A 6,105-nucleotide genomic window follows, 5' to 3' on the forward strand; every position below is an offset into this window, starting at 1 on the left:
GTCTAGGTCGATCACCGCACCGACACGCGGACGCGCCAAACGCAGGGCCCCGCGGCCACCGGTCAGAGGCGGATCCATCGCAACTGCGCGGTTGATCCCCAAACGGGGCCCGGCCACCCCGATAGAACTGCATTACCCACACAAGAAAGCACTGGAGAACAACCGATGAGCCCAGTCCGCAAGAACGCCAACGGGCGGATCCTGTTCGTGGGATCCGGGCCGGGTGACCCGGCTCTGCTCACTGTCCGAGCACGTGAGGTACTCGGCGCCGCCGAGCTCGCCTTCACGGACCCGGACGTCGACAAGGGCGTCGTCGCCCTCGTCGGAAACGACTTGCCCCGTGACCCGGAGACCGGCGCCAACGGCGTCGACGTCCGACCGGCCCTCGGTGAACCCGCAGAGGTCGCGAAGACTCTGCTGGCCGAAGCGAAGAACGGACACGACGTGGTCCGGCTCGTGTCGGGAGATCCGCTGACCACCGATTCCGTCATCGCCGAGGTCAGTGCCGTCGCCCGCACCCACGTGCAGTTCGAGGTTCTGCCCGGACTGCCGTCCGGATCGGCAGTGCCGAGCTACGCCGGCATGGCGTTGGGGTCGGGTCACACCGAGGCCGACGTCCGAGGAGAGGTCGACTGGGCTGCGCTCGCCGCAGCTCCCGGCCCACTGGTCCTGCATGCGACGTCGGGACACCTCGCCGAGACCGCAAGCGCACTCGTCGAACACGGACTCGCCCCGCAGACGCCCGCCGCGATCACCGTCCGCGGTACCACTCGTCAGCAGCGCACCGTCGAAGCGACCCTGGCGACGCTCAACGACGCAGGCAGCGAGCTCGTCGGCTCTCTCGTCGTCACCGTCGGCAAGGTCGTCTCGGGACGAAACAAGATGTCCTGGTGGGAATCTCGCGCACTGTACGGCTGGACCGTCCTCGTGCCGCGTACCAAGGATCAGGCAGGTGAGATGAGCGATCGGCTCGTCACGCACGGCGCCATCCCCATCGAGGTCCCGACTATTGCCGTCGAGCCTCCCCGCAGCCCGGCTCAGATGGAACGCTCGGTCAAGGGGCTGGTCGACGGTCGCTACCAGTGGGTCGTCTTCACCTCCACCAACGCCGTTCGCGCGGTGTGGGAGAAGTTCGAGGAGTTCGGACTCGATGCCCGTGCGTTCTCCGGCGTGAAGATCGCGTGCGTCGGTGAAGCTACCGCGGAGAAGGTCCGGTCGTTCGGAATCAACCCCGAACTGCTGCCGTCGGGGGATCAGTCCTCGCTCGGTCTGCTGGAAGACTTCCCACCGTACGACGAGGTCTTCGATCCGGTCAATCGGGTTCTGTTGCCGCGTGCGGACATCGCGACCGAGACGCTCGCCGAGGGTCTGCGTGAGCGTGGTTGGGAAATCGACGACGTCACCGCCTACCGCACCGTGCGGGCCGCACCGCCCCCCGCCGAGACACGCGAGATGATCAAGACCGGCGGATTCGACGCGGTGTGCTTCACGTCGAGTTCGACCGTTCGCAATCTCGTCGGTATCGCTGGTAAGCCGCACGCGCGCACGCTGGTTGCCTGCATCGGACCCAAGACGGCCGAGACTGCCGTCGAGTTCGGACTGCGGGTCGACGTCCAGCCCGAGACCGCGCAGGTCGGTCCTCTGATCGAGGCGCTGGCCGAGCATGCCGCTCGTCTGCGCGCCGAAGGCGCCCTGCCGCCTCCGCGTAAGAAGTCTCGTCGGCGCTAACGAAGTGAGGCACCCTTGTTTCCGGTAGATCGTCCACGCAGGCTCAGGCGCACCCCGGCGCTTCGGCGTCTCGTTGCCGAAACATCGTTGCAGGCACGGCATCTGGTGTTGCCGATGTTCGTCGCGGACGGCATTACCGAGCAGCGCGAGATCTCGTCGATGCCAGGCGTTTTCCAGCACACGCTGGATTCGCTGAGCAAGGCCGCCGAAGAGGCGGTCGCTGCAGGCGTCGGTGGTCTGATGTTGTTCGGTGTGCCGCGGCCGGAGGACAAGGACGCAACCGGCACGGGCGCAAGCGATCCCGACGGAATCCTCAACCGAGGGCTGCGAGCATTGAAGGCGGACCTCGGTGATGCGACGGTCATCATGGCCGATACGTGCCTCGACGAGTTCACCGATCACGGCCACTGCGGTGTGTTGACGCCCGAAGGTGTGGTCGACAACGATGCAACCCTGACGCGCTACGTCGATATGGCTGTGGCACAGGCAGATGCCGGTGCCCACCTGCTCGGGCCGAGCGGAATGATGGACGGCCAGGTGGCGGCGATACGCGGCGGGCTCGATGCAGCCGGACACACCGAGGTCGGTCAGCTGGCGTACTCGGCGAAGTACGCGTCCGCCTTCTACGGACCGTTCCGGGAAGCGGTCGGTTCGTCGCTGCAGGGGGACCGGCGCACCTACCAGCAGGATGCGGCGAATCGCCGCGAAGCTGCGCACGAGGTGGAACTCGACCTCGCCGAAGGTGCAGACATGGTGATGGTCAAGCCCGCGATGTCGTATCTCGACATCCTTCGGGACGTTGCGAATATATCTCCGGTTCCCGTTGCGGCATACCAGATTTCGGGCGAGTATGCGATGATCACGGCCGCCGCGCAGAACGGGTGGATCGATCGTGATGCGGCGGTGCTCGAATCGTTGACGAGTATCAGGCGCGCGGGTGCCGACGTCGTACTCACCTATTGGGCAACAGAAGCGGCAGGGTGGCTGTGAGCAACAACTGGCATCCCGAGAACGAACAGCAACCGCCACACCCGGACTGGGAACGTTGGGAAGCCGAGCACGGCCCGCCGCCGCTGCAGCGGGTCGAACGACCGGCTCCGGTCGACGTCGAGACAGCTCGGCACCTGTGGTGGGGAGTGACCGGGCTCGGATTGCTCAGCCTGTTGATGACCTTGATCATGGTGAACGGTGAGCGGTCGGTTTTCGCGCAACAACTCGTCGACGACGTCAAGGCGCAGGATCCCTCGCTGCCCCTGACGCTCGACTCCGCCGAGACCTATCTGACTGTCGCCCTCGTAGTGATGGCGTTGTTCGGGATCGGTTTCGCTGCTCTGTTCACCTACTGGGTACAGAAGATGCGGATGGGGCGGTTGTGGGCCCGCGCGGTGTTGACGGCGATCGGAACCGTCACCGTGGTGCTGGCGCTCCCACAGTTGTTCGGCTTCGGCGTCGACGGTGGTGCCCTGCAGATCGTCATGAGTGTGGTCTCGATCTTGCAAGGTGTGCTGGCCGCAGGGGCGATCTACCTGCTTCACCGCAAGGAATCCAATGCCTACTTTCTGGCTTCACGTAAGGCCTGATGTCCCTCGGCGTGTCACTCACGTCACTCCAGTAACATGTGATTAGTATCACCGTTGATGGGGGACCTTCGAGTGGACGGATCGCAGACCCATGACGCAGCCCAGAATTCGACCTGCCGATACGCACCCTGCCGCCATGCCATCCGCCGAGGATGCCGAGCGTGGCCGACCACTTTGGGCCTTGTTCGGTCTCCTTGTCGCAGTGTCCATCGCGGTGTTGATCATGACGCTGGGATTCAGCGCGGCGTGACCTGCGTCGTTTGAATTCTGCCCGTACCGGCAGGTAGCGTGATGGAAGTCACAAACGGGACTTCCAAGGAGTCGCATGCAGGTTCGAGCGAAATCCATACCCCCGACACCGGCGACCCTGCCGAGTCGGCACGACCGGCCCAGCAAGACCGTTCCGTGCGAACACGGAGTGGCACGTGAGCTGCTGTTGATCGGACTCGTTGTGGCGTTGGGCGTACTCGCGGCACTCGTGATTCTTCTGCCTGCCATGGTGACCGGCTGATCGACCCGGAAGCTGGGCATCAGGCCGCGTCAGGGCAGTATGGTGTCGTGAATTCCGACAACCCGACGAGCCGTCGACCTCGGGTGGTGAGACTCGCTTGCATGGCCTGTGCGCTCGTCCACCGACCCTCGGCTCGGAGATGGCACTCCCGTGTCCGATAGCCCGGTGTTGTTCACCGAACCGGGCGCGCGCTGGCGGGCGCTTCTGTGGGGTCCGGCGTTCTGCTCGATCGCACTGGTGGTGGAGTTGATGACCGGACCGGTGGTGCACTGGTTCGCGCTGGCGTTGTTCGCTCTGCTGCTCGTCGGATTCGCCTACGTTCAGATTTCGGCCGCGCGACGCCATGTCAGCGTCGAGCTCACGTCCTCGTACCTCCGGCAGGGGACGGAGACTGTCGACCTCGACGACATCGACGTGGTGCTGCCCCCTGCCGACTACTCGAACGGAGACTACGAGCCGAAGAAGTGGGAGACGGCCCGGGTGCTCGGCGAGCTGAGTGGTGTCCCGCGACGGCGTCACGGGATCGGTCTACGTCTGGTCGGCGGAGGGCTGGTCCAAGCGTGGGCGAAAGACGACGACGGCCTGCGAGAGGCCCTGGAAGAGGTTCTGGTGAGCAGGGCGTGAGGGGGATCGGGGAGGTGATCGGCGCGATTGCTCTGCTGGCAGTCGCCGTCGTGTGCTGGAACCTCGGAGTCACTGACAGCACCTTCGCGGCAGTCGCCGGCGGGCATCCGGAGTTCGTGTCCACCAGATACTCTGGATCGTGGATCACTGCGGCCACGTTCTGTGTACTCGTTGCCCTCTTGTTGTCGGTCGATGCGGTTCGACGGTCCGTTCGGCGGCGTTCCCATACCCGGTAGGGGTATCATTTCGAGTATGAGTAGCTATTCGCCCGAGCAGGACGATCTGTTGAAGAGATTGCGGCGCGTCGAAGGCCAAGTTGCGGGAATTTCGCGCATGGTCGCCGAGGACCGCTACTGCATCGACGTCCTCACCCAGGTATCCGCAGCAACGAAAGCGCTGCAGTCCGTTTCGCTCAAACTGCTCGACGCCCACCTCGCGGGCTGCGTCGTCGAGGCCGCCAAGAAGGGCGGGCCCGAGGCGGATGCCAAGGTGAAAGAGGCGTCCGACGCCATAGCGCGACTCGTCCGATCCTGACGTCTCGACCAACCACCGAAAGAAGGTTCAGAGCATGAAACGCAGTTTTGTCGTCGAGGGAATGACCTGCCAGCATTGCGCTGCTTCGGTATCGGAGGAGCTATCGGAAATCGGCGGTGTCGTCGGCGTCGAGGTCGACGTGGAATCGGGCCGAGTGATCGTCACCAGCGACACGAACATCGACGACGCCGCGGTGGCCTGTGCCATCGACGAGGCAGGCTACCGACTCGCGTCATGACGGGGGTACGGCGTTTGCTGACCGGTACCACTGTCCTGGTGTCGATCATGTGCCTCACGGTTTCCTGCTCGACTGGACCTGAGTCGGAAGGGGCCGAGCCCAGCCCCGCACCGCCGAGTCCGGTATCGTCCGGCGGCTCGCTTCCTGCCCTCGACGTCACGGTCGAAATGGACGGGCTCACCAAGCCGTGGGATGTGGTGTCCGCACCCGATGGGACGATCCTCACCGGCGAGCGCAGCGGACGTTTCGTGGTCCAGCGCGCGGATGGGACGGTGGGTGAGCTCGACGCCGATCTCGACGACCTCTACGCCCAAGGTGAGACCGGGCTCATGGGCATCGAACTGGCACAGGACTTCTCGTCGTCACGCGCTCTCTACACGTGCCAGGGCGTAGCAGGAGCCGACAATCGCATCGCTGTGTTCCGGTGGACCGTCGACGAGGACTGGACGACGCTCACGCGGGTGCGGACGATCGTCGACGACATTCCCGTAGCCGACGGCGGACGGCACGGTGGATGCCGCATCCTGGCCGCGCCCGACGATTCACTGTTCATCGGTACCGGGGACACTGCGAGTCCTTCGGTTCCGCAGGATCCGAACTCGCTCGGCGGCAAGGTATTGCACGTCGACGCCGACGGATCGGCGGCCGCGGATGCGCCAGGGCGGGTGTTCACGCTCGGACACCGGAACGTGCAGGCGTTGGCGTTCGCGCCGGGAACCTCGCGTTTGTACGCGGTCGAGCAGGGCACCACACGGGACGACGAACTCAATCTGCTGGTGGCCGGCGGCAATTACGGCTACAAGCCGGACCGGCGGCCGGGGACGTACGACGAATCGGTGCCGATGACCGATCCGGATCGGGTGCCGGGAGCGCGGGCAGCCGTCTGGAGT

9 protein-coding genes are annotated in these 6,105 nt (G+C 65.1%); all 9 read left to right on the top strand.

The features are described 5' to 3' along the window. The first annotated feature begins 165 nt into the window (after positions 1 to 165). The gene (locus A2J03_RS26270; protein WP_068380143.1) at positions 166 to 1,728 is read left to right on the top strand and encodes a uroporphyrinogen-III synthase; all 1,563 of its coding nucleotides are present in this window, start codon (positions 166 to 168) and stop codon (positions 1,726 to 1,728) included. A gap of 15 nt (positions 1,729 to 1,743) precedes the next feature. After that, entirely contained in the window at positions 1,744 to 2,718 is a 975-nt protein-coding gene (gene hemB / locus A2J03_RS26275; protein ID WP_068380144.1) for a porphobilinogen synthase, read from the top strand. Further along, entirely contained in the window at positions 2,715 to 3,308 is a 594-nt protein-coding gene (locus A2J03_RS26280) for a hypothetical protein (RefSeq protein ID WP_068380170.1), read from the top strand. Before hemB ends, A2J03_RS26280 begins: the two co-directional genes overlap by 4 nt. A gap of 325 nt (positions 3,309 to 3,633) precedes the next feature. Further along, a complete protein-coding gene (locus A2J03_RS26285; RefSeq protein WP_068380156.1) occupies positions 3,634 to 3,819 on the top strand; it encodes a hypothetical protein in 186 nt (61 codons plus the stop codon). Between the two features lie 150 nt (positions 3,820 to 3,969). Beyond that, complete coding sequence (locus A2J03_RS26290) at positions 3,970 to 4,443, top strand: hypothetical protein (RefSeq protein ID WP_068380175.1); 474 nt, start codon at positions 3,970 to 3,972, stop codon at positions 4,441 to 4,443. Next, positions 4,440 to 4,679, top strand: coding sequence for a hypothetical protein (locus tag A2J03_RS26295; protein WP_068380159.1), 240 nt, complete (start codon positions 4,440 to 4,442; stop codon positions 4,677 to 4,679). The genes A2J03_RS26290 and A2J03_RS26295 overlap by 4 nt, the downstream gene beginning before the upstream one ends. 16 nt (positions 4,680 to 4,695) lie before the next feature. Continuing rightward, positions 4,696 to 4,977, top strand: a complete 282-nt coding sequence (locus A2J03_RS26300) for a metal-sensitive transcriptional regulator (protein WP_068380163.1) — start codon at positions 4,696 to 4,698, stop codon at positions 4,975 to 4,977. 34 nt (positions 4,978 to 5,011) lie between these two features. After that, complete coding sequence (locus tag A2J03_RS26305) at positions 5,012 to 5,215, top strand: heavy-metal-associated domain-containing protein (RefSeq protein ID WP_068380168.1); 204 nt, start codon at positions 5,012 to 5,014, stop codon at positions 5,213 to 5,215. Positions 5,216 to 5,262: 47 nt separating this feature from the next. Further along, the coding region (locus tag A2J03_RS26310; protein WP_197480977.1) for a PQQ-dependent sugar dehydrogenase at positions 5,263 to 6,105 on the top strand (843 nt) is incomplete at its 3' end.

The sequence above is a fragment of the Rhodococcus sp. EPR-157 genome (assembly GCF_001647195.1).
GTDB lineage: Bacteria > Actinomycetota > Actinomycetes > Mycobacteriales > Mycobacteriaceae > Rhodococcoides.

Coding starts and splice junctions, on each gene's coding strand:
- A2J03_RS26270 (WP_068380143.1), top strand. CDS start 166: ATGAGCCCAGTCCGCAAGAACGCCAACGGGCGGATCCTGTTCGTGGGA.
- A2J03_RS26285 (WP_068380156.1), top strand. CDS start 3,634: ATGCAGGTTCGAGCGAAATCCATACCCCCGACACCGGCGACCCTGCCG.
- A2J03_RS26300 (WP_068380163.1), top strand. CDS start 4,696: ATGAGTAGCTATTCGCCCGAGCAGGACGATCTGTTGAAGAGATTGCGG.
- A2J03_RS26305 (WP_068380168.1), top strand. CDS start 5,012: ATGAAACGCAGTTTTGTCGTCGAGGGAATGACCTGCCAGCATTGCGCT.